Annotated in this window: 14 protein-coding genes; 10 read left to right on the forward strand and 4 right to left on the reverse strand. The window is 44.9% G+C overall.

The genetic code is table 11. From position 1 onward, the window contains the following. The first annotated feature begins 2 nt into the window (after positions 1 to 2). Positions 3 to 767 (forward strand): TatD family hydrolase, encoded by a 765-nt coding sequence (locus L1286_RS03955; protein ID WP_235405617.1) that lies wholly within the window; start codon positions 3 to 5, stop codon positions 765 to 767. On the opposite strand, the gene L1286_RS03960 is transcribed toward L1286_RS03955, so the two are convergent. After that, a complete protein-coding gene (locus L1286_RS03960) occupies positions 734 to 1351 on the reverse strand; it encodes a smp protein (RefSeq protein ID WP_235405618.1) in 618 nt (205 codons plus the stop codon). The genes L1286_RS03955 and L1286_RS03960 overlap by 34 nt on opposite strands. A 79-nt stretch (positions 1352 to 1430) precedes the next feature. Between L1286_RS03960 and serB the strand changes: the two genes are divergently transcribed. From serB to lpdA, 5 genes are all read left to right on the forward strand, one after another. Beyond that, on the forward strand, positions 1431 to 2447 hold the full coding sequence (gene serB / locus L1286_RS03965) for a phosphoserine phosphatase SerB (protein WP_442961675.1): 1017 nt from the start codon (positions 1431 to 1433) through the stop codon (positions 2445 to 2447). A 511-nt stretch (positions 2448 to 2958) separates the two neighbouring features. Then, positions 2959 to 3708 carry a pyruvate dehydrogenase complex transcriptional repressor PdhR gene (pdhR, locus tag L1286_RS03970; protein WP_235405620.1) on the forward strand — a complete coding sequence of 250 codons (750 nt, stop codon included), beginning with the start codon at positions 2959 to 2961 and terminating at the stop codon, positions 3706 to 3708. Between the two features lie 102 nt (positions 3709 to 3810). Next, positions 3811 to 6477, forward strand: coding sequence for a pyruvate dehydrogenase (acetyl-transferring), homodimeric type (gene aceE, locus L1286_RS03975; RefSeq protein ID WP_235405621.1), 2667 nt, complete (start codon positions 3811 to 3813; stop codon positions 6475 to 6477). Between the two features lie 11 nt (positions 6478 to 6488). Next, positions 6489 to 8384 (forward strand): pyruvate dehydrogenase complex dihydrolipoyllysine-residue acetyltransferase, encoded by a 1896-nt coding sequence (gene aceF / locus L1286_RS03980; protein WP_235405622.1) that lies wholly within the window; start codon positions 6489 to 6491, stop codon positions 8382 to 8384. A 217-nt stretch (positions 8385 to 8601) separates the two neighbouring features. Further along, the gene (lpdA, locus tag L1286_RS03985) at positions 8602 to 10026 is read left to right on the forward strand and encodes a dihydrolipoyl dehydrogenase (protein WP_235405623.1); all 1425 of its coding nucleotides are present in this window, start codon (positions 8602 to 8604) and stop codon (positions 10024 to 10026) included. Positions 10027 to 10111: 85 nt separating this feature from the next. Here the strand turns inward: lpdA and L1286_RS03990 are convergent, their stop codons facing one another. Next, positions 10112 to 12481, reverse strand: coding sequence for a S8 family serine peptidase (locus L1286_RS03990; RefSeq protein ID WP_235405624.1), 2370 nt, complete (start codon positions 12479 to 12481; stop codon positions 10112 to 10114). A 950-nt stretch (positions 12482 to 13431) separates the two neighbouring features. On the opposite strand from L1286_RS03990, the gene L1286_RS03995 reads away from it, so the two are divergent. Then, positions 13432 to 15690: a hypothetical protein gene (locus L1286_RS03995; RefSeq protein WP_235405625.1), complete on the forward strand. Its 2259-nt coding sequence runs from the start codon at positions 13432 to 13434 to the stop codon at positions 15688 to 15690. Between the two features lie 193 nt (positions 15691 to 15883). On the opposite strand, the gene L1286_RS04000 is transcribed toward L1286_RS03995, so the two are convergent. Continuing rightward, positions 15884 to 16993 carry a tRNA nucleotidyltransferase gene (locus L1286_RS04000; protein ID WP_235405626.1) on the reverse strand — a complete coding sequence of 370 codons (1110 nt, stop codon included), beginning with the start codon at positions 16991 to 16993 and terminating at the stop codon, positions 15884 to 15886. Between the two features lie 173 nt (positions 16994 to 17166). Here L1286_RS04000 and L1286_RS04005 point away from each other — a divergent pair, with 173 nt between their 5' ends. Beyond that, the gene (locus L1286_RS04005) at positions 17167 to 18081 is read left to right on the forward strand and encodes an ExeA family protein (protein ID WP_235405627.1); all 915 of its coding nucleotides are present in this window, start codon (positions 17167 to 17169) and stop codon (positions 18079 to 18081) included. 9 nt (positions 18082 to 18090) lie between these two features. After that, the gene (locus L1286_RS04010; protein WP_235405628.1) at positions 18091 to 19179 is read left to right on the forward strand and encodes a general secretion pathway protein GspB; all 1089 of its coding nucleotides are present in this window, start codon (positions 18091 to 18093) and stop codon (positions 19177 to 19179) included. A gap of 35 nt (positions 19180 to 19214) precedes the next feature. On the opposite strand, the gene L1286_RS04015 is transcribed toward L1286_RS04010, so the two are convergent. Beyond that, positions 19215 to 20408, reverse strand: a complete 1194-nt coding sequence (locus L1286_RS04015; RefSeq protein ID WP_235405629.1) for an HD-GYP domain-containing protein — start codon at positions 20406 to 20408, stop codon at positions 19215 to 19217. Between the two features lie 179 nt (positions 20409 to 20587). On the opposite strand from L1286_RS04015, the gene L1286_RS04020 reads away from it, so the two are divergent. Next, the gene (locus L1286_RS04020; RefSeq protein WP_235405630.1) at positions 20588 to 21898 is read left to right on the forward strand and encodes an amidohydrolase; all 1311 of its coding nucleotides are present in this window, start codon (positions 20588 to 20590) and stop codon (positions 21896 to 21898) included. The last annotated feature ends 11 nt before the right edge of the window (positions 21899 to 21909 follow it).

Raw genomic sequence — 21909 nt, forward strand, 5'->3', positions numbered from 1 at the left:
CTATGGATTTTATCGATACGCACTGTCATCTTGATTTTGCAGAGTTAAGTAATGAGTTAGATTTGCATATTCGCGATGCTGCGAGTGTTGGCATCACACAGTTTGTGGTGCCTGGTGTTACACTGGCGCAAAGTACATCGTTGCTTGACTTTAAAGCGCGTTATCCACAATGTTGTATCGCCTTCGGCCTACATCCTTATTTTCTAGCGTCAGAGAGTGACAAAGCGATGGATGAGCTTTGGCAACTTGCACAATTACATAGGGATAAACTCAGTGCCATTGGTGAGTGTGGTATTGATGCGAAATGTGATCACTTAGTGCGACAACAGGCGCTATTTATTAAACACATTGAGCTGGCTAACGCATTAGCGCTACCACTCATCGTTCATCACCGGCAAAGCCACCATTTAATTGCGCAAGCATTTAAAGCTGTGAAGCCAAAATATGGCGGGGTGATACATGCATTTTCGGGGTCGGTGCAGCAAGCTCACTACTATATTGATATGGGATTTAAATTGGGGATCGGTGGCACGATTACATACCCCAGAGCGCAAAAAACGCATGCGGTGGTTAAAGCGCTCCCCTTGACCAGTTTTGTGTTAGAAACGGATGCACCGTCTATGCCTGTTCACGGGTTTCAAGGCCAGCCTAATTTGCCAAAACGCTTGTTGGATATATTTGAACAATTTTGTTTACTGCGCCCCGAAACAAAAGCAGATATTTCAGCGCAGCTCTACTCGTCTTCTTGTGCACTTTTTTCAATCTGATTTTTAACTTCTCTGCGCGTCAATGCACGGCCTATCTGCCAAGTAAAGATACCGACTATGATGAGCATTAATAAAACCACGCGGCCAAGCTGATGAAAGTGATGGTGGCTCTCACTCATTGCAGCATCGGTAAGATACTCTATGCTGACAAACCCCAGAGTATGTTCATTGTCTCCAATAATACTGACGATGGCATCTTTACTGGGGTTGATCCCCGCGAGTCCATCTGGCAACCCTGAGAAATTAGGGGGGGCTGTGAGGCCATCATTGCCCATCACAAAATGACCCCGTTGGTCATATACTGCAACAGAAAGCACATAAGGATCGCTTGCGAGGTGATTGCTCAATGCCCTCAGCCTGGGCGTATCTGAACGTGACAGTGGCTCAGCTGCATTGAGCGCGAATTGGTTTACCAAACTCTGCGCGGCATGATTGGCATTGGTATGCAACAATTGGTGTGAACGGAAGCTGGTATTACTGGCTATCCAAGCTAATGCTAACAAGCAGCTGGCTGCAACCAGCAATCGCAGCATACGCTTACTTTTGGAAGATTTCAGAAACTCATTGGCTTGTGTATTTTTCATAGTTAAAAGTTGCTGGCTGACATTATCGGCATTAGATGATAAAAAGGGGCTCTACCGTTTCCAGGAGTGCGCCATGCCAATGCAAAATGTTATTGATATCAACCAGCTTGATGTCCGTCCTATTGAAAATCAACTTACCTTAGCAAAGTGGTACGCATTTGAAAATGCCCCAAAGACCGAGGGCGTTGTCTCTGAATCAACATCACGTCAGTATATTGTAATGTTTGGTGTGGAACTCATAGGCAAGCAAGTTGTGGACTTGATAACCTCGCTAGGCGGTACTATTCAATGCCATCAATTATGTTGTTATCAGGCGCATTCGACCTTACCTGCTGGGGTTGTGATTGAAGTCTCTACACAGGTTGAAATTAAAGCCATGGTACGTGAAGCTGCCCAGCGTCTCAATTGTGAAGGGGCGGTGCTAACACTATTGCCACAGCTTGATGAGCCTGGCTTGCTGGTGATGGATATGGATTCAACAGTCATTGAAATTGAGTGTATCGATGAAATAGCACGGCTCGCCAACGTATATGATGAAGTCGCTTCGGTCACCGCGCAGGCGATGGCAGGGCAGTTAGCATTTAGTGACAGTTTGTATCAACGCGTCTCAAAACTACAGGGGATACACCTTAGCTTGATAGAGCCTCTCAAAGCAGACTTACCTTTAATGCTGGGTGTTAAGCAATTGTGTGAGACGCTCAAAGCTAAAAACTGGAAGCTGGCCATTGCCTCAGGTGGGTTTACGTGGTTTGCTGATGCGTTGCAAGAGCGCCTTGGTTTGGACCGTGTTTTTGCCAACACATTAGAAATTGCTGATCAACAACTAACCGGGAAAGTGTTGGGCGAGGTGGTTGACGCACATAAGAAAGCGCACGTGTTAAAGTCTATGCAAGCTGAATATAACATAGCGCCTAAACAAACCCTTGCCATGGGGGATGGGGCGAATGATCTCGTGATGATGTCGGCCGCAGATCTGGGTATAGCTGTGCATGGAAAGCCAAAAGTTGTGGAACAAGCTGATGTTGCAATATGCCATGGTTCGTTACTACAAGTTCTGTATTTTCTAACAATCCCACGAGCTTCCCACGGCAATTGAGTTGCCACTGGCTGCAAAGCGACAAGGTTGGCAGAGTCAAATCATTTCACGAGCGCTGGTTGAGCCGCCAGCGTGTGAATACAGCATTACCGCGTAGAAAAAACATGGCTGATTTCCCTTCTTTTTAATGATGCATCACGAGGCACCCGTCATGCGGTCGCTATCTTAGCGACAAATCGCATAGAGATTTTGTCACTTTTCTGTAGTGTTAGCTTTCCCAAACCATCTGGTCTGACCATTTTTATTTTTCTTTGCAATCAATTTTAATTGTATAAAGTTTAATCTGAATGAACGCGCAAAAAGGATATTCAAATTGATGAAAAAGTGGATTTTTGACAGCGCCGCTTGATTTTGATAACTTATTGTTCAAATTTGGTATGACCAATTTACCTAACAGGTCAAAATATACTAAATTTTCAAGTAAATATTGCCAAGTTTTAAGTACTTACAGCTAATTTATGGAAGTGCTGAGACTTTGCTGGTGGATACAACCCAAATTGGCGTGTTATCAATGTCTTTGAGAATTAAAGCTGCAAAACTGTCAGATGTGATTTTAGAGCAACTGGAAAATATGATCTTAGAAGGGTCGTTATTGCCTGGTGAAAAGCTACCTCCGGAGAGAGAACTCGCAAAGCAGTTTGAAGTGTCACGCCCCTCATTGCGAGAGGCCATTCAAAAGTTAGAAGCCAAAGGGTTAGTCACACGTCGTCAAGGCGGTGGGACATATGTAAAAAACCAGCTAGAAGAAGGGCTGACTGATCCGCTTTTTGATTTGATCAGTAAACACCCTGAATCTCAATTTGATTTGTTAGAGTTCCGACATGCGCTTGAAGGTATTGCAGCCTATTATGCTGCGCTTCGTGGTACAGACAATGACATGCAAAAAGTTAAGCAAAGCTATGACAATATTGCCAATGTGGGTGATGATCTAACCCTTAAAGCTAAGGCAATCAATGCATTTCATTTCACTGTAGCAGAAGCGTCACATAATGTGGTGTTGTTACACCTAGTACGCGGAATGCAAACATTACTTGAGCAAAATGTATTGCAGAACTTAACCGTATTGGTGCAAAAGTCAGATGTGAGCGAACAGCTTGCGCAGCACCGTGCGGTGTTAATGGATGCTGTTATTCAAGGTAATCCAGAAAAGGCAAGGCTTGCGAGTAACGCACACCTAGCCTTCATCGAAGAAGCATTACTTGAAGCGGGTAGAGAACGCTCTCGTATTGAGCGGAGTTTACGTCGCACTAAGCAGCAATAAGTTAGGTAAATTCGGTCTTTTAAGCAAAATCGAGCAATCATGCTTGATTGCGTCATTGACGCATTGAATAAATTTGCATTTAAAACATAAGGAACACTCCATATGTCTGAAGTCAATAAGTTTGACGTTGACGCGTTAGAAACCCAAGAGTGGTTACAAGCGCTTGAGTCAGTTGTGAAAGAAGAAGGCGTAGAACGCGCGCAATTCTTACTTGAGCAAGTGCTAGAGCAAGCCCGCCTAGATGGCGTAGACATGCCTACAGGTATTACTACAAACTATGTAAATACTATTCCGGCAGGCCAAGAACCAGCTTACCCTGGTGATACCACGATTGAACGCCGTATCCGCTCTATCGTACGTTGGAATGCGATCATGATCGTACTTCGTGCGTCTAAAAAAGACCTAGAGTTAGGCGGCCACATGGCGTCTTACCAGTCTTCAGCAGCATTTTATGAAATGTGTTTCAACCACTTCTTCCGTGCGCCAAACGAGAAGGACGGTGGTGATTTAGTATATTACCAAGGTCATATTTCACCAGGTATCTACGCACGTGCTTTCCTTGAGGGCCGTTTAACTGAAGAGCAGTTAGATAACTTCCGTCAAGAAGTAGACGGCAAAGGTATTTCTTCATACCCTCACCCTAAATTGATGCCTGAGTTCTGGCAATTCCCAACAGTATCTATGGGTCTTGGTCCAATCGCATCAATCTATCAAGCTCGTTTCCTTAAGTACCTTGAAGGCCGTGGTCTTAAAGAGACTAACGAGCAGCGCGTATACGCGTTCCTAGGTGATGGTGAGATGGATGAGCCAGAATCACGTGGTGCAATCTCATTTGCAGCGCGTGAGAAGCTAGATAACCTATGTTACCTGATCAACTGTAACCTGCAGCGTCTTGATGGCCCAGTAATGGGTAACGGTAAGATCATTCAAGAACTTGAAGGCCTATTTAAAGGTGCTGGTTGGAACGTAATCAAAGTTGTTTGGGGTTCAGGTTGGGATACGCTACTTGCTAAAGACACAACGGGCAAGTTGCTACAACTAATGAATGAAACAATCGACGGTGATTATCAGACGTATAAGTCAAAAGACGGTGCCTATGTTCGTGAGCACTTCTTCGGCCGTTACCCTGAAACAGCTGCTCTGGTTGCGGATATGACCGACGAAGAGATCTTCGCGCTGAAGCGTGGTGGTCATGAGCCTTCGAAACTATTTGCAGCGTTCAAAGCCGCGCAAGACGAAAAAGGTCGTCCAACAGTTATCCTCGCTAAAACTGTAAAAGGTTACGGCATGGGTGAAGCGGCTGAAGGTAAAAACATTGCGCACCAAGTTAAAAAGATGGATATGTCTAGCGTTGAGCACTTACGTTCACGCCTTGGCCTTGAAGATCTTGTTTCTGACGAAGAAATCGCGAATCTGCCTTACCTTACACTGAAAGAAGGTACGGCTGAGTACGAATACCTACACGCACGCCGTAAAGCGCTACACGGTTACACACCACAGCGTCTGCCTAACTTCACACAAGCACTTGAGCTACCTCAACTAGATCAGTTCAAGCCGCTACTTGAAGAGCAAAAGCGTGATATCTCAACGACAATGGGTTACGTACGTGCACTAAACATCTTGTTAAAAGACAAGGGTGTTGGTAAAAACATCGTACCAATCATTGCGGATGAAGCGCGTACTTTCGGTATGGAAGGTTTATTCCGTCAAATCGGTATTTATAACCCGCACGGTCAGAACTACACACCTCAAGACCGCGACATCGTATCTTACTACAAAGAAGCAACGTCAGGTCAGGTACTTCAAGAAGGTATCAACGAGCTAGGTGCAATGTCTTCATGGGTTGCTGCTGCAACGTCATACAGCACCAACGACCTACCGATGATCCCATTCTACATCTACTACTCTATGTTCGGTTTCCAACGTGTTGGCGACATGGCGTGGATGGCGGGTGACCAACAAGCACGTGGTTTCCTATTGGGTGCTACAGCAGGTCGTACAACGCTAAACGGTGAAGGTCTACAGCACGAAGACGGTCACTCACACATTCAAGCGGGTACGATTCCTAACTGTATTTCTTACGACCCAACGTTCGTATTTGAAGTTGCGGTTATCCTGCAAGATGGTATCCGTCGTATGTACGGTCCAGAGCAAGAAAACGTGTTCTACTACCTAACGCTGATGAACGAAAACTATCACCAGCCAGCAATGCCTGAAGGCGCTGAAGAAGGTATCCGTAAAGGTATCTATAAGCTTGAGTCAAATGCAGGTGAGAAAGCACACGTACAACTTATGGGTTCAGGCACAATCTTGAACGAAGTACGTAAAGCGGGTGCAATCCTAAGCGAAGAGTACGGCATAGGTTCAGATGTATTCTCTGTGACGTCATTCAACGAGCTAGCTCGCGACGGTCAAGACGCTGAACGTTTCAACATGCTTAACCCTGAAGCGGATGCAAAAGTACCTTACATCTCAACTGTACTCGGTGAGTCTCCAGCGATTGCAGCGACTGACTACATGAAGAATTATGCAGATCAAGTACGCGCATTCATGCCAAGCAGCGCTTACAAAGTACTAGGTACTGACGGTTACGGTCGTTCAGACAGCCGTGAAAACCTACGTCGTCACTTCGAAGTGAACGCAGGGTATGTGGTTGTTGCTGCACTTAACGAACTTGCTCAACAGGGCAAAGTTGAAAAATCAGTTGTTGCTGACGCTATCAAGAAATTTGATATCGACACAACAAAAGCTAACCCACTTTACGCATAAGAGGCAAAAACATGTCAATTGAAATTCATGTTCCAGATATTGGTGCCGATGAGGTTGAAGTAACCGAGCTCCTAGTAAGCGTCGGTGACACGGTTGAAGTGGATCAGTCATTGATCACAGTTGAAGGCGATAAGGCTTCAATGGAAGTACCAGCAGCGGCTGCGGGTACTGTTAAAGAAATCAAAGTCGTTGAAGGTGACAAAGTTTCAACAGGTTCTTTGATTATGATTTTTGACGCAGCTGGTGCAGAAGCACCCGCTGCGGCACAAGCGCCTGCTGCAGCGCCAGCACCTGCGGCACCCGCTGCGGCAGAGCTTAAAGAAGTACACGTACCAGATATCGGTGGCGACGAAGTTGAAGTGACTGAGATCATGGTTGCTGTGGGCGACGCAGTTGAAGCTGACCAGTCAATCTTAAACGTAGAAGGCGATAAGGCTTCTATGGAAGTACCTGCACCATTTGCAGGTACTGTGAAAGAAATCAAAGTGGAAGTTGGCGGTAAAGTGTCAACAGGCTCTTTGGTATTCGTATTTGAAGTTGCAGGCAGTGCGCCAGCCGCGACACCTGTTGCAGCAGCACCTGCGCCTGCGACGGCACCTGCTGCGGTAGCAGAAGCGAAAGAAGTACACGTACCAGATATTGGCGGTGACGAAGTTGAAGTGACTGAAATCATGGTATCAGTCGGTGATTCAATCGAAGAAGAGCAGTCTCTAATCACTGTAGAAGGCGATAAGGCTTCTATGGAAGTACCGGCTCCATTTGCAGGTACTGTGAAAGAGATCAAAGTAAATGCTGGCGATAAAGTATCGACAGGCTCTTTAATCTTCGTATTTGAAACCGCAGGCAGTGCACCAGCGGCAGCACCTGTCGCTGCGCCGGCACCAACGGCAGCGCCAGCAGCGGCTCCAGCAGCAAAACCTGCTCCGGTAGCAGTCCCTGCATCTGCACAAAAAGATGACTTTGTTGCGAACGATCAGTACGCACACGCATCACCAGTTGTACGTCGTCTAGCACGTGAGTTTGGTGTCAACCTAGCGCGCGTTAAAGCAACTGGTCGCAAGAACCGTGTTGTTAAAGAAGACGTTCAGAACTATGTGAAAGAGCTAGTGAAGCAAGTTGAGTCAGGTCAGCTATCTAAAGGTGGCAACACCGGTGGTGGCGAGCTGGGTCTAATTCCTTGGCCGAAAGTAGACTTCAGCAAGTTTGGTGAAGTTGAAGAGAAGAAGCTATCTCGTATTCAAAAGATCTCTGGTGCAAACCTACACCGTAACTGGGTACAAATCCCGCATGTTACACAGTTTGACGAAGCAGACATCACGACACTAGAAGCGTTCCGTAAAGAGCAAAATGTGCTGGCTGAGAAGAAGAAAATGGGTGTGAAAATCACGCCATTGGTCTTCGTAATGAAAGCAGCTGCAAAAGCACTTGAAGAGTTCCCAACGTTTAACTCTTCTCTTTCTGAAGACGGTGAAAGCCTAATTCTGAAGAAATACGTGAACATCGGTGTGGCGGTTGATACGCCAAACGGCTTGGTTGTTCCTGTATTCAAAGACGTGAACAAAAAAGGCATCATTGAGCTTTCTCGTGAGCTGATGGACGTCTCTAAGAAAGCACGTGACGGCAAGCTGACTGCAGCTGACATGCAAGGCGGTTGTTTCACAATCTCAAGCCTTGGTGGCATCGGTGGTACGTCATTCACACCAATCGTGAATGCACCAGAAGTGGCTATCTTAGGTGTATCTAAGTCTGAGATGAAGCCGAAATGGAATGGTAAAGAGTTTGAGCCGCGCTTAATGGTGCCGCTCAGCTGTTCATACGACCACCGTGTAATTGACGGGGCGCTTGCAGCACGCTTTACTGTGACACTTGCAAACTACCTGAGCGATATTCGTCAGCTAGTGATGTAAGATGAATCAAAACCGCCCAACCTAAGTTGTGCGGTTTTGTTGTATTTTTAGTGTCCTGTCTGATAATTGGACGGGACATTAGTGAGTGCGAATGATACACTTTCGCGCACAAAAACTCTCTCTGTTGGATTTGCCTTAATTTGGCGACCAGCAGGCAAATTGGGTGCGGATACTCAGTTGAGTAGAGTCCCGTTCGAATAATAGTTAAGGTAATAACATGAGCAACGAAATCAAAACTCAAGTTGTTGTACTAGGCGGTGGTCCTGGTGGTTACTCTGCAGCATTCCGTGCAGCAGACCTAGGTTTAGATGTTACATTGATTGAATCTCGCGATACCCTAGGTGGTGTTTGCTTGAACGTAGGTTGTATTCCTTCAAAAGCACTTCTTCACGTCGCTAAGGTTATCGACGATGCAGCTGAAATGGCTTCTCACGGTGTAACTTTCGGTGCTCCACAAATCGATTTAGACAAAATCCGTACTTGGAAAGAGTCTGTAATCGGTCAACTTACTGGCGGCCTAGCTGGTATGTCTAAAATGCGTAAAGTTAACGTAGTTAACGGTTACGGTAAATTCACAGGTTCTAACACTATCGCAGTTGAAGGCGCTGACGGCACTAAGACAGTGACGTTTGATAACGCAATCATTGCAGCAGGTTCACAACCGGTAAGCCTTCCGTTCATCCCACAAGATGAGCGTATCATTGATTCAACGGGTGCACTTGAGCTTAAAGACGTTCCTGGAAAACTACTTGTACTAGGTGGTGGTATCATCGGTCTTGAGATGGGTACTGTTTACCGTGCACTAGGTTCAGACATCGACGTTGTTGAATTTGCTGATCAGCTAGTACCTGCTGCTGACAAAGACATCATCAAGGTTTACCAGAAGTACGTTAAGAACAAGTTCAACGTAATGCTTTCTACGAAAGTTGTTGCTGTTGAAGCGAAAGAAGACGGTATCTACGTTTCATTCGAAGGTAAGCAAGCACCTGAAGGCCAAGTTCGTTACGATAAAGTATTGGTTGCAGTTGGTCGTACACCAAACGGTAAGCTACTTGACGCTGACAAAGCTGGCGTTGCTGTTGACGAGCGTGGCTTCATCAACACAGACAAGCAAATGAAAACGAACGTTGAGCACATCTTCGCGATTGGTGACATCGTTGGTCAGCCTATGCTTGCGCACAAAGCGGTACACGAAGCACACGTTGCTGCAGAAGTTATCTCTGGTAAGAAGCACTACTTCGATCCTAAGTGTATCCCTTCAATCGCTTACACAGATCCAGAAATTGCATGGGTTGGTGTAACTGAAAAAGAAGCAAAAGAGCAAGGTCTTAAGATCGAAACTGCGGTATTCCCGTGGGCAGCATCTGGCCGTGCAATCGCTTCAGCACGTACTGAAGGTCAAACTAAGCTTATCTTTGATAAAGAGTCAGGCCGTGTTATCGGTGGTGCAATGGTTGGTATCAACGCAGGTGAAATGCTTGGTGAGATCGGCCTAGCGGTAGAAATGGGTGCAGACGCAGAAGACGTGGCACTGACTATCCATGCTCACCCAACACTGAACGAGTCTATCGGTCTAGCTGCTGAAATCTTCGAAGGTTCAATCACTGACCTTCCAAACAAAAAAGCAGTTAAAAAGAAGTAATTAATACTTCTTATTGAATTGAAAAACCCGGCGATAGCCGGGTTTTTTTATGCCGAGGATTGAGGCCAATCCCCTTTTTTCATATTTACTTCATTGGGGCCACATAAACGCCTGCGTTGGCAAAACCAACTACGTCCTCTGTGCCATCGCCATTGACATCAGCCATCATACGAGGGTGATTCTGTACTCGCCAACCCCCAGCGCTATAACCGAAGCTATCAACAACACGTCTAGGTGATGAGAAGCTGCTGCCATTGGATGTTGAAATGTAGACACCCGCGTTACCGAACCCAACGACATCCTTCTTGCCATCACCGTTTACATCAGCCAAATATCTTGGGTGGTTTTCAACACGCCAGCCACCAGCGGTATAGCCATAGCTATTCACCCATTGACGCATGGTGCTAAACCCTGAGCCTGTTGAAAGTGCAACATAAACGCCGGCATTTGCAAAACCCACGACATCATCGCGGCCATCGCCGTTTACATCTGCCATAAAGCGTGGGTGATTTTGAACTCGCCAGCCACCTGCTTCATAACCAAAACTACCAATCCATTTTCGTGGTGAGCTGAAAGATGATCCATTCGAAAGCGAAACATACACGCCTGCGTTGGCAAAACCAACAACATCTTGTTTGCCATCACCATTCACATCAGCCATCATGCGTGGATGATTTTCTACACGCCATCCGCCAGCTGTGTAGCCATAGCTACCTACCCATTGGCGCATCGGGCCAAAACTGCTACCTGTAGACAAGGCAACATACACCCCTGCATTCGCAAAGCCAACTACGTCTTGTTTACCGTCGCCATTCACATCTGCCATCATGCGAGGGTGCTGGTTGGTGCGCCATCCACCTGCTGTGTAGCCAAAACTACCAATCCACTTTTGAGGCGCACTGAAGCTTGACCCTGTTGATAGGGAGACATACACACCAGCATTGGCAAAACCAACAACATCGTCACGGCCATCACCATTGACATCGGCCATCATTCTCGGGTGATTTTCAACACGCCAACCACCAGCGGTGTATCCAAATGAACTTACCCATTTACGAGGTGAAGAGAATGAAGCGCCATTTGACAGAGAGACATAGACACCTGCATTGGCAAAGCCAACAACATCTTTTTTACCATCGCCGTTTACATCAGCCATCATACGAGGGTGGTTTTCAACACGCCAACCACCAGCGGTGTATCCATATGAGCCGACCCATTGACTGTAAGGAGGCTGCTGTGTTTCGTGAATGGAGTAAAGTAAGCGGTTTGGAGAACCTTTCGGATCGCCAATTTCGTTTGTCGTAGCGTTGTCTAGGATTCTCGCAGTCACTTGTGCTGGCGTCAGATTTGGCGATTGCTGTAAATGCAGTGCAGCTACACCCGCAACATGAGGAGCAGCCATTGAAGTACCACTGATCGTATTTACACTGTTGTTAATCCAAGCTGATGTGATGCTTTGTCCTGGTGCAAATACATCGACGCAATTACCAAAGTTTGAAAATCCAGCACGCTGATCTGTGTTTGTTGATGCTGCAACGGTGATTGCATTAGGCGCACTGGCCGGAGAGATGTTACATGCATCACCATTATCGTTACCAGCTGCAGCGACCATTGAGATACCCTGATTAATACTTGCTTGTACGGCATTGTTAAGTGCAGTGCTGACAGGGGTACGGAAGCTCATATTAGCAACCGCTGGGCGTGTTGCGTTTGCCGTTACCCACTCGACACCATCTATGATAGTGGCTAATGAGCTGCTTCCCTGACAGTTAAATACTCGCACCCCCACTAAATCAACATTTTTAGCAACACCATAGGTCTCTCCACCAATAGTACCAGCGACGTGTGTGCCATGACCATGACAATCATCTGCATTATTATCATTATCTATAAAGTCGAAACCACTGGCAGCGCGACCGTTAAATTCTGTGTGATCAACTTGAATACCCGTATCAAGGACATAAGCCGTGACATTAGAGCCGGTATAATTGTAAACATAATTAGAATCAAGCGGTAGCGCACGTTGATCGATTCTGTCTAGACCCCATGTTGCATTGCTCTGTTTTGCACTAACACTGGCATCTAAGGTGATGACACGGTTTGGCTCAATGAAGGCGATATTTGGATCTGAAAGCAGGGCGGAAAGCTGAGATTTTGATGCTGTTACTAGCGCGCCATTAAGGGATGCTGAGTATGTTTTTTCGAGCTTGATATTGTGTTGATTTACCAAATTTTGACTCTGAATTCTATTGAAGTCAGCTCTTGCAACTAGGGTGTCTGCTGTAATGGTTTTTGGTGTTTCAAAGACCACGATATAGCTGTCTTCGACCACCGCGCTTGACGCAGGCACCGTCACCATTTTTGGGTGAGTGACCTGCGCGAGTGCGGAAGTACTCGACAGAGTGGAAAATAAAATACCAGTAATGGCAGCGGCAAGCTGATGCTTTTTATGCATTGCAATTCCTTTTCATGTTTTTGATGGTAAAGGTGGTCACAGGACCACATGTTTATAAATTGTTATACTTGTTATAGGTACTATATATATTTGTTTGTTTTGTGATCAAGTTAAATTTTATGACAGTGTACAGAATTAAAAATTTAGTTGTTTTTTGTACAAAATAGGAAGGCATGTCTGAGCGATAGGGCTTTGGTGTACGCATAAATGAGGCACGCCCTCTGTACAGATTCAGCTTTGCGCTAAAAGATTAGGGAGACGTTAAAATTTGAGATTACCCATTGCTATATTGATTGCCGGCTATCCAGCGCTTTCACCGTGATGGCAGCTTTAAAGGCTTAGGTGAGCCCCATGGCGCTAGAGGCACAAATACCGTCGATAGCGCGAGTTGTATTAATAAATATGTTCAGACGACCTGAACGATGCCAGACATCGATCTGGTTAAGGATTTATATCTGTTTGCTAAGACTGAGGTTCAAGCAAGGGCAAATAAATCTTTGAGCCGCACAGACGTTATACATGTGTCAGGCCGCTTAATCATACCGCACATCATTGTTTTGGTGTCACTGCGAAGCGAGACTTAATGTATCTAGCAGCACGTTAAACCATAGTATAAATTCGGTCGCTGGAATACGCGGATACTTACTCGCGCGATATGCGTATTTTGACCGAAAACATACAGATTAATCGGGCACTGAGCATTGCCTTAACAAATAAGAGTAAAAATAATGTTAAATTAAAAGTGTATATATTCGATTTTATGTTTAAAAAATAATTATTATTTAATGTGTGGGAATTGTTTTTATATTTTATAAATTTATTTATTTTTTATTTATATTTCTTATTTTATAAGGCAGTTAATCATGTTTAATGAACTTTCTATAGTATTTTATGGTTCCTTTGTGTTTATAATGGGCACTAAATAGAAGCTTATATAAAATGGAAATAATATGATCCCATTCAAGAAGAACCTCTTTTTTTCTGCGTTGATTGGAGTGGCATTAGTAGGGTGTGGCGGTTCTAACGATAAAGAGCATGCACAAAGCAATGCCAGTCAAGTTAAGAGCGCAGCGCCCATAGTGTTGTCCTTAACCTCTCTTGAGCAAGAGTCAGAAATTCAGACGTTAAATACAGAGATCGCTGTCAATTTAACTGATCCAGATTCAAGAATAAAAGAATTGATCTTATTAATCGATGGCAAGGAAGTTCAAAAATTAACGAACGCACCTTGGTCTTTTGAGTGGGAAAGCTACTATTGGGCAAATACGCCTGTGCTTAATATATCTATCAAGGCAGTTTCAAAAGATGGTCAATCGTATACGCTTGAAAATGATATTAAAGTCAGTATGAGTGAAGAGATCGCGAAGCGCTTAAAGCTTGAGCGCATGAGTGACTCGCCACTGAAAGATACCGATAAAGTAGATTTTAAAATGGTCCCTGTTATTGGTGCTGCATCCTATGACGTTGCGTATACAGATAATGATGGCCAGTTAAAGCAGGCAAGCACTGATAAAGCTTCCATTATCTTATCTGACATGGCTGTAGGGACCTATCAGGTCAGCTACCGAGCTGTTAACGGCAACGGAAAATCAGGTCCTTGGTCTGACAAAGTCGAGTTTTCTATATTGCCGCCAGATCTACCACAGCTCGCAGAGCCTGTATTTACAAAATCAAACGAGGGCTATCAGCTCGTTTTTGAGCAAGCAGATTTGAGTGCTGATTCAATATTAAATATTGCGCTTTTGAATGACCGCGGGGAGAGCGTTGAGCCACTGGTTCAAGGTGCTAACAAGACAAGCTTTGAAGGGTTGAAATCTGGTAATTTTAGCTGGCGTGCAGCGATTACAAATCAATATGGGCATCAATCAAATTGGTCTCCTACAAAAGCGTTATATTTACCTGTGCCCATAATCCCTACTGTGCACTCAGTGAAAGTGAACGAAAAAGCGGATCACTTTGAAGTACAATTCGAGTGGGAAGCGCTACAAAATGCAGCGAGTTATCATCTCTTAGTCCGAAATGTACGCTCTCAAGCGTCTATTTCTATCACCGAAACTGGTTCATCATCTCTAGAAAAGCTGGCACCGGGTGAATATGAAGTAGAAATGCAGCAAGCAGATATTGCGGGTGAAGTCTCAGCGTGGTCAACACCCTATCAATTTAAGGTGGGTGAATTTGATCTTGCCTTCGCTTTGCCAGAAAAAAGACAAGCAAATTCAATTATACCGAGTGTTATTTCATTAGATGACAATAGCCATATTATTTTTACAGGAAACACCCTTGATAACCCGAATACATTCATTCGAGTAAATTTATTAGGTGAAACGGTTGTAGAGAAATCAATTGAGAGTGCTGGTAGTGGTCAGTTGGTTAAAATGATTCAGCTGTCGACAAAATCTTTACTGGCTGTTGGACATACAAAGACTGAACAACAAGCTCGTGGTTTTGCTGTGGTACTAAACCGTGATGGAGAGGTTGTGTCAGAGCAGATTTACTCAACGTTGATTGATGGAAAACTAAATTATCGCTTCATTGATGTGGTCGAAGATAATGATCGTATCTACGCATTAGGTCGATTCGATGATACAAATAACAATTTTATCGCAGATATTACGGCAGGATCTATCAATGATTTTGTGCTGATTGAACCTGATGCGAGTAATGTCGTAGACGCGCAGTATCTCAGTGTAACTGCTGAAGGCCATATTGTGGTAGCTGGTCAGACATCCTCAAAGTTGATTGTTAGAAGTTATAATCAGGATTTGCAATTTAAGCATGAATGGAGCAGTGCTCAAGATATAGACATTGAAAGCCTAGATGGATTCATTGCGAATCAAACATCTCTCTTAGTTGTAGGAATGGATAATCAGGTCCATGCAAACTACTTTAAGTTATCGAGTAGTGATCTTCAGTTGACTGCCCACTCTAGTGATTACGTTGTGTTTAATGCGGAGTTTCATCATACGATGAAGTTAGCAGCAGATGGTTCAGTGAAGAGCTTTATCCATGAAGGTGCATCATACAACTACCTTGTAGCGCGTACTTATAACAATGAACTGATTAGAAACGACCAGTATGTGCACTATGAAAATATGCCAATATCTTCAGCCCCGATTTATGTGGTGCAAGATGAGCAATTTGGCACTCTGCTAGTTGTAACGTGGGATTGGAATACAAATCAACTTAAAGTAAGTCAGAAAGCACTTTAATACTCGTATTAGGTAAGAGAAAGAGCAGTCATAGTCTGAATGTCTGCTCTTTTCTAATTTTAATGTTTATGAAAGAAAGCGGTATTAAAACGCTTGCTAATTTAGGGCTTAGGCTTTTTTGACACACATGTGATCAAGCTAAAGAATGCTGACACAAAATTAAAACTCTCGCTCGCTAATTCAGCTTCAGCGACTAATTTTTTGTTAATAAACACGTAATACGCGTTAGTTTTAACTTATCCATTTCTACTTTGATTTCTGGCCCTTTCGCACCTAATGCGATCACTTCCTGTGCTTTCACAGTGATGGCAGCTTCATAGGCTTTGTTGAGTACTATGGTTCTAGAGGCGCAAATATCATTGATAACGCGAGCAGTATTGATAAATATGTTTAGACGCTCTGGGCGACGCCAAGCATCCAGCTGATTAAAGATTTGCATCAGTGTATCAGCTTGCCAAGACTGAGACTGTAGCAAGGGTAAATTAGCCTGTAAGTCTCGCAGACTTTCAGCATAGGCTTTTGGGATCTTATGCGTTTGCTCTAAGTCGAATGCGCTCAAATCGGCTGCATATTGCCATAGACTGAACGCAGATCTAAGGTATGCGTTATGATTTTGATCTAGCTTAGATATTTGATTTGCAATGACATTGGAAGTCGTGTGATCCCACTGTGTTTGCCACGGTGTCACATGGGGTAGCGCCTTAAGATCGGATAAGACATTGGTGAAGACGTGAATCGAGCCGTCTTTCAGTGATTTTTCAATTTCCATCCAGACGCGCTCTTTAGTAAGCGTGTTAAGTTCACCCGCATCAACCATATCACTCATGAGCTGAAACGTGTCGTCTGCAATCGTGAAGCCCAAATAATGATAGCGAGCTGCAAACCTTGCGACGCGTAGGATCCTCAGTGGATCTTCACTGAAAGCAGTACTCACATGGCGTAAGATCCTATTGTCCAGATCGGTTTTACCATGGTAGGGATCGATCAGGTTCCCATGTTCGTCTTCTGCGATGGCATTGACGGTAAGGTCTCGACGGATCAGATCGTCTTCTAAGGTAACGGTGGGTGCAAAATCGCAAATAAAGCCGGTATAGCCTTGGCCTTGTTTACGCTCTGTTCGAGCCAGTGCATGCTCATCTTTGCTTTCGGGATGTAAGAACACAGGAAAGTCCTTCCCAACTTGTTGGTAGCCAAGCTTTAGCATATCTCTGATTGTGGCGCCTACCACCACATAATCGCGCTCTAATATGGGCCGGCCGAGTAGTTTATCTCTGACCGCACCACCTACCAAATATACCTTCATAGCCATCCTAAATACTTCATTGTTTCATTATTTACTATGACACTATCATCTTGAGTTTAAAATGTTTGTTCCTAAATTAATGAAAAATTCAGGGGCGATTAAGCAAACAGTGTTTTAACTTAAAGTGATTTTTTGCCATTATAGGCAGCATTCTAACAATAAAGAGACATATCGTGTATTTACGCTACTTTGGTTTAACGGAAAAACCGTTTTCAATTGCGCCAAATCCTGAGTTTCTATTTTTAAGTGATCGCCACAAAGAAGCATTGGCGCATTTAACATATGGGCTGGGAGACGCTGGCGGCTTTGTATTGTTAACAGGGGAAGTAGGAACGGGGAAAACTACCGTCACCCGCAGTATGTTGGCGCAATTGCCTGAATCGACTCAGGTCGCGTTTGTGTTAAACCCAGCATTGTCTGAAATGGAACTCTTAGCCAGTATCTGCGACGAGCTCGATATTGAGTACGATGCCAAAGAAGCAACATTAAAATCACTGACCGATGTGATTAAAGCGAGACTGCTAGACAATCATGAGCAAGGTGGGCACACCATGTTGATCATTGATGAAGCACAGCACTTGGCGGCGGAAGTACTTGAACAATTGCGTTTATTAACAAATTTAGAGACAAACCATAAAAAGCTATTGCAAATTGTCTTGGTTGGACAGCCCGAGTTGCAACAGTTACTTCAACGCAATGAGCTGCGTCAGTTAGCGCAACGAATTACAGCACGATATCACTTATTGCCTTTAACAGAATCACAGGTATTTTCTTATATTAAGCACAGACTGAAGAAAGCCGGCTGTGATGTGAACTTATTTAGTGATCAATCTATCCAATATATTCATCAGGTCACAGCGGGGATCCCGAGGTTGATAAACCTACTGGCTGATCGCTGCTTGCTGGGGGCTTACTCCTCTCAACAGCAAGAAGTCAGTAAACAGATTGCGCAAGAAGCTGCAAAAGAAGCCCTGCCGCTAAATCTTATCCCAGAGCAACAAAAAAGATCTTTGAATGTGCCCGCTTTGGTTTCTGGCTGGATCGCAGCGATGTTTGCTTGCGGTTTTGGTCTTTCATTTATATTTTAATGGTGTGCTATGTCTTACCTTGTCAATGCATTAAAACAATCACAACAACAGTCCAAGTCTGAACAAGATTATGTTCAGGCACGACAAAGTGCACAAGTGGCGTTTTACAAACGCTTAAGTATGGGTTTAGGCGGCGGGTTACTGACGGTATGTGCGCTCGGTGCGGGATACTTGGTGGGACAGTCGGTCCAATCTACCCCAGTTACTGAAGTTTCTCCGCAGGTTGCCACAACGCAAGAAGTCACAGAGGGAGCAAAAGCAGAGCCGAGCGTCGATAAAGCGACATCAACGCCAGAACCGGTGACGTCTTCAACAACTGCTCAAGTCGTGCCGGCGACAGCTGCGCCCATACAAACACAAGTTATTTTGCAGCCAGGGCAAGTGATGACGCAAACACCCGTGCAAATGCAGCCGCAGTTTAATGCTGGGGTCAATAACCAAATCAGTTATCAATGGATGTCGGTACATGTGGGGTTTGATGCCGCTGGCAGCCCTGTCTATTCACAACAACTCGTGCCCGTTAATAGTCAAGGTCAGATTATCAATGTACCGGTTCAGGGACACACGCCACAAATGCAACCGTTCGTTCCTAATCAGCAGTTTACACAGTCTAATATGGGATATACACCGCAATCTATGGTGACTACAAACAATCAAAATAGGGGGCAGTATCGTGCTGTGGGTTCATCATACAGCCGCGTTGAACAAAGTAATTTGGTTGAGCAACAGCAAGCGGATGAACTTGAAGGGGTGTCTGATGAACTCAAACAAGCCTTTGCGCAAGCGGTTGCTGAGTCAGACTACCGAGAAGAGCGCACTGACGCAGAAGTGGTTTCCAGTAGCCGTGGCACTGCCAATGCGACGCCGGTAGAGCTGTTACCACCGCGTTTGCAAAATAGTATTCCATCCTTACGTTATCAGGCACATATTTATGCCACCGAACCTGAAAAGCGTTGGATTAAGATTAATAACCGTGAATTGTACGAGGGGGATAACCTTGGTGCACTGACCATTGTTGAAATCACCCCTGAGCAGGCGTTGTTCGATTTTGACGGTATCGAATTTACGTTAAGCGCAATGCAAGATTGGATACCCTAATTCATCCTCGCTCGCTGTCTTGACTACTGGTATGGTCAAGGCAGCATCGAATGGCGGAAAAACTTGATTAAATCCAGCCCGAATTCCTCAGGCTTCACCGCGGCCTCCAATTCATCATCAATCCGTTTATCACTGAGATCTATGTCTCTGACTTCAACATGAAACATATTTTTAGCATTATAAAAAACCTTCACCACGGGTTGTAAAGGTGAGTCAGGGTTGCTGGCTGCAACAATCCCCACACGATGACTCTTAAGCTTGACTAACGTCCCCACGGGGTACATACCAATACAATGTATAAACTGATTCAGTAACACTTCATCAAATTCATCTGGGCAGCCGGCTTTGAGCTTTTTAAAAGCTTGAATGGGTGTCATGCCAATTTTATAGACGCGTTCGGCAGTTAATGCATCATAGACATCCACAATCGATATCATACGTACAAATTGTGAGAGTTCATCGCCTTGCTTGGCAAAGGGGTAGCCAGTGCCATTAAGTCGTTCGTGATGAAATCCTGCAATTTCAGATGCGATGCTGCTTAGCCCTGCTTCTTTAACGATATCATGACTGTATTTTGCATGTTCGCGCATGATGGCAAATTCGTTTTCAGTGAGCTTTTCCGGTTTTTGTAAAATCTCATCGGGAATTTTTATTTTACCAATGTCATGAAGTAGTGCACCAGTCGCGAGTTCTTCAATAAGTGCCCTGTCAAAGCCAAGGTGTTTGGCAAAAATACTCATTAAAATTGAGACGTTTAAAGAATGCTCTAAAAGGTAGCCATCTTTATCTCGGATACGAGCGATACAGGCCAGTGCATCTTGATTACGAAATACCGAGTCGATAAAGCCAGAAGCGGTTTCTTTGAATTCGGTGACATCAATTTTGCGCCCATCACGAATATCAGTAAATGCCTTCTCCTGCAGTTGTTTGGCTTGCTCATACATTTTTACTGCTTGTCCAAGCTCGGCTTCTACTGGTACCGATTTGTGCCAAGGATCAATTTGCGGCGGCTCTGCGCACTCTTCAATGACACTGTCTACTTCTTCGTTTTGATGAAGCGTTTTGTCAGGGTCAATCTCGACTTCCAGTACACCTGATTGGATCAGGTTCCGGATCCCATTTTCATCCCTTACCCAGCCTTGATTTTTTACCCTTACGTGGCCTGCTTGTTTAATCACGCCGACAACAAACATACCAGGTTCTAAATCTTTGATATTTATTGTTTTCACAGTATGAAAATCCCCCTGTAGAGAATTTAAGCTTAGCAAAGGGCGAGCAAAATGGTAGATCAAAAACAGCAAAGGTGGCACGTGTTACCTAAACCTTCAGGTATCGCATAAAATAGTTGCAATTACGGACTTTTATTTGCACTCTGATATGACTTTCTAAATTCAATAATAATAAATTTATGAAAACATTGATCACCGCAATTACGTTACTTTGTAGCGCTGGCTCCGTTTTAGCTAGTAATTTAGATCAACAGGTTACTCAGGCGATGCCAGCGCTAGAAGCGCTGTACCTTCATCTTCATCAAAATCCAGAATTGTCGCTGCAAGAACAGCACACCGGGGCGCGACTTGCTGCTGAATTAAAGCAATTAGGCTTCAACGTCACTGAAAGAGTGGGCGGGTACGGCGTGGTGGGTTTGCTAAAAAATGGCAAGGGTCCCACCGTGATGATCCGAGCAGATACCGATGGTTTGCCCATCATTGAGCAAACAGGGAAACCATACGCGTCCAAGGTGAGAGTGAAAGACGCCAATAATAATACCGTGGGAGTCATGCATGGCTGTGGTCATGACATTCACATGACCAGCTTTATTGGCACGGCAGAACAACTTGTGGCCAACAAAGATCAATGGCAAGGGACGTTAATGATGGTCGCGCAGCCCGCGGAAGAAGTTGGGGCGGGCGCAAAGGCGATGCTCAAAGAGGGGCTTTTTAGTCAGTTTGCCAAGCCTGATCATGTACTGGGACTACATGTAAGCGCTGCACTTCCGGCGGGTAAAGTGGCCATATCTCCGGGCTATGCTCTTGCGAATGTTGACTCGGTAGACATCATTGTTAAAGGGCAGGGCGGACATGGGGCCTATCCGCATACGACCATAGATCCTGTGGTCTTAGCTGCGCGCATAGTGCTTGGGATCCAGACCATTACCAGTCGTGAGATCTCACCATTAAAACCGTCGGTGATCACGGTTGGATCCATCCATGGCGGATCTAAACATAATATTATTTCTAATGAAGTGAAGTTGCAGTTGACGCTGCGATCATACGACAGGACGGTGCGAGATCAACAGATTGCAGCACTTGAACGCCTCACCAAGGGCATCGCCATGAGTGCGGGGTTACCCGATGCACTGGCACCGGTCGTGTATGTGCATGAAGCAGAGAGTATTCCGTCTACATACAATGAGCCTGCTTTGGCCAATCGTGTGGCCGACAGTATTCGTCAGGAGCTTGGTGAAACGCAAGTGGTCAAATCTGACCCTGTGATGGCTGGAGAGGATTTTGGGTTATATGGCCGTACAGCCGAGCGTGTGCCAATCACTATTTTTTGGTTGGGTGGTGTCAACCCAGAAGACTACCAGCGCGCTCAACAAACTGGCGAACCATTGCCATCGTTGCACTCTAGTCAATTTGCACCTGATTATCCATTGGCCATAAAAACGGGCGTGCGTGCAATGACGGCAAGTGCACTCGATCTGTTTAATCAATAATGTTTAGCTGC

Origin of the sequence: Pseudoalteromonas sp. SMS1 (genome assembly GCF_021530565.1) — a bacterium.
Taxonomy (GTDB): domain Bacteria; phylum Pseudomonadota; class Gammaproteobacteria; order Enterobacterales; family Alteromonadaceae; genus Pseudoalteromonas.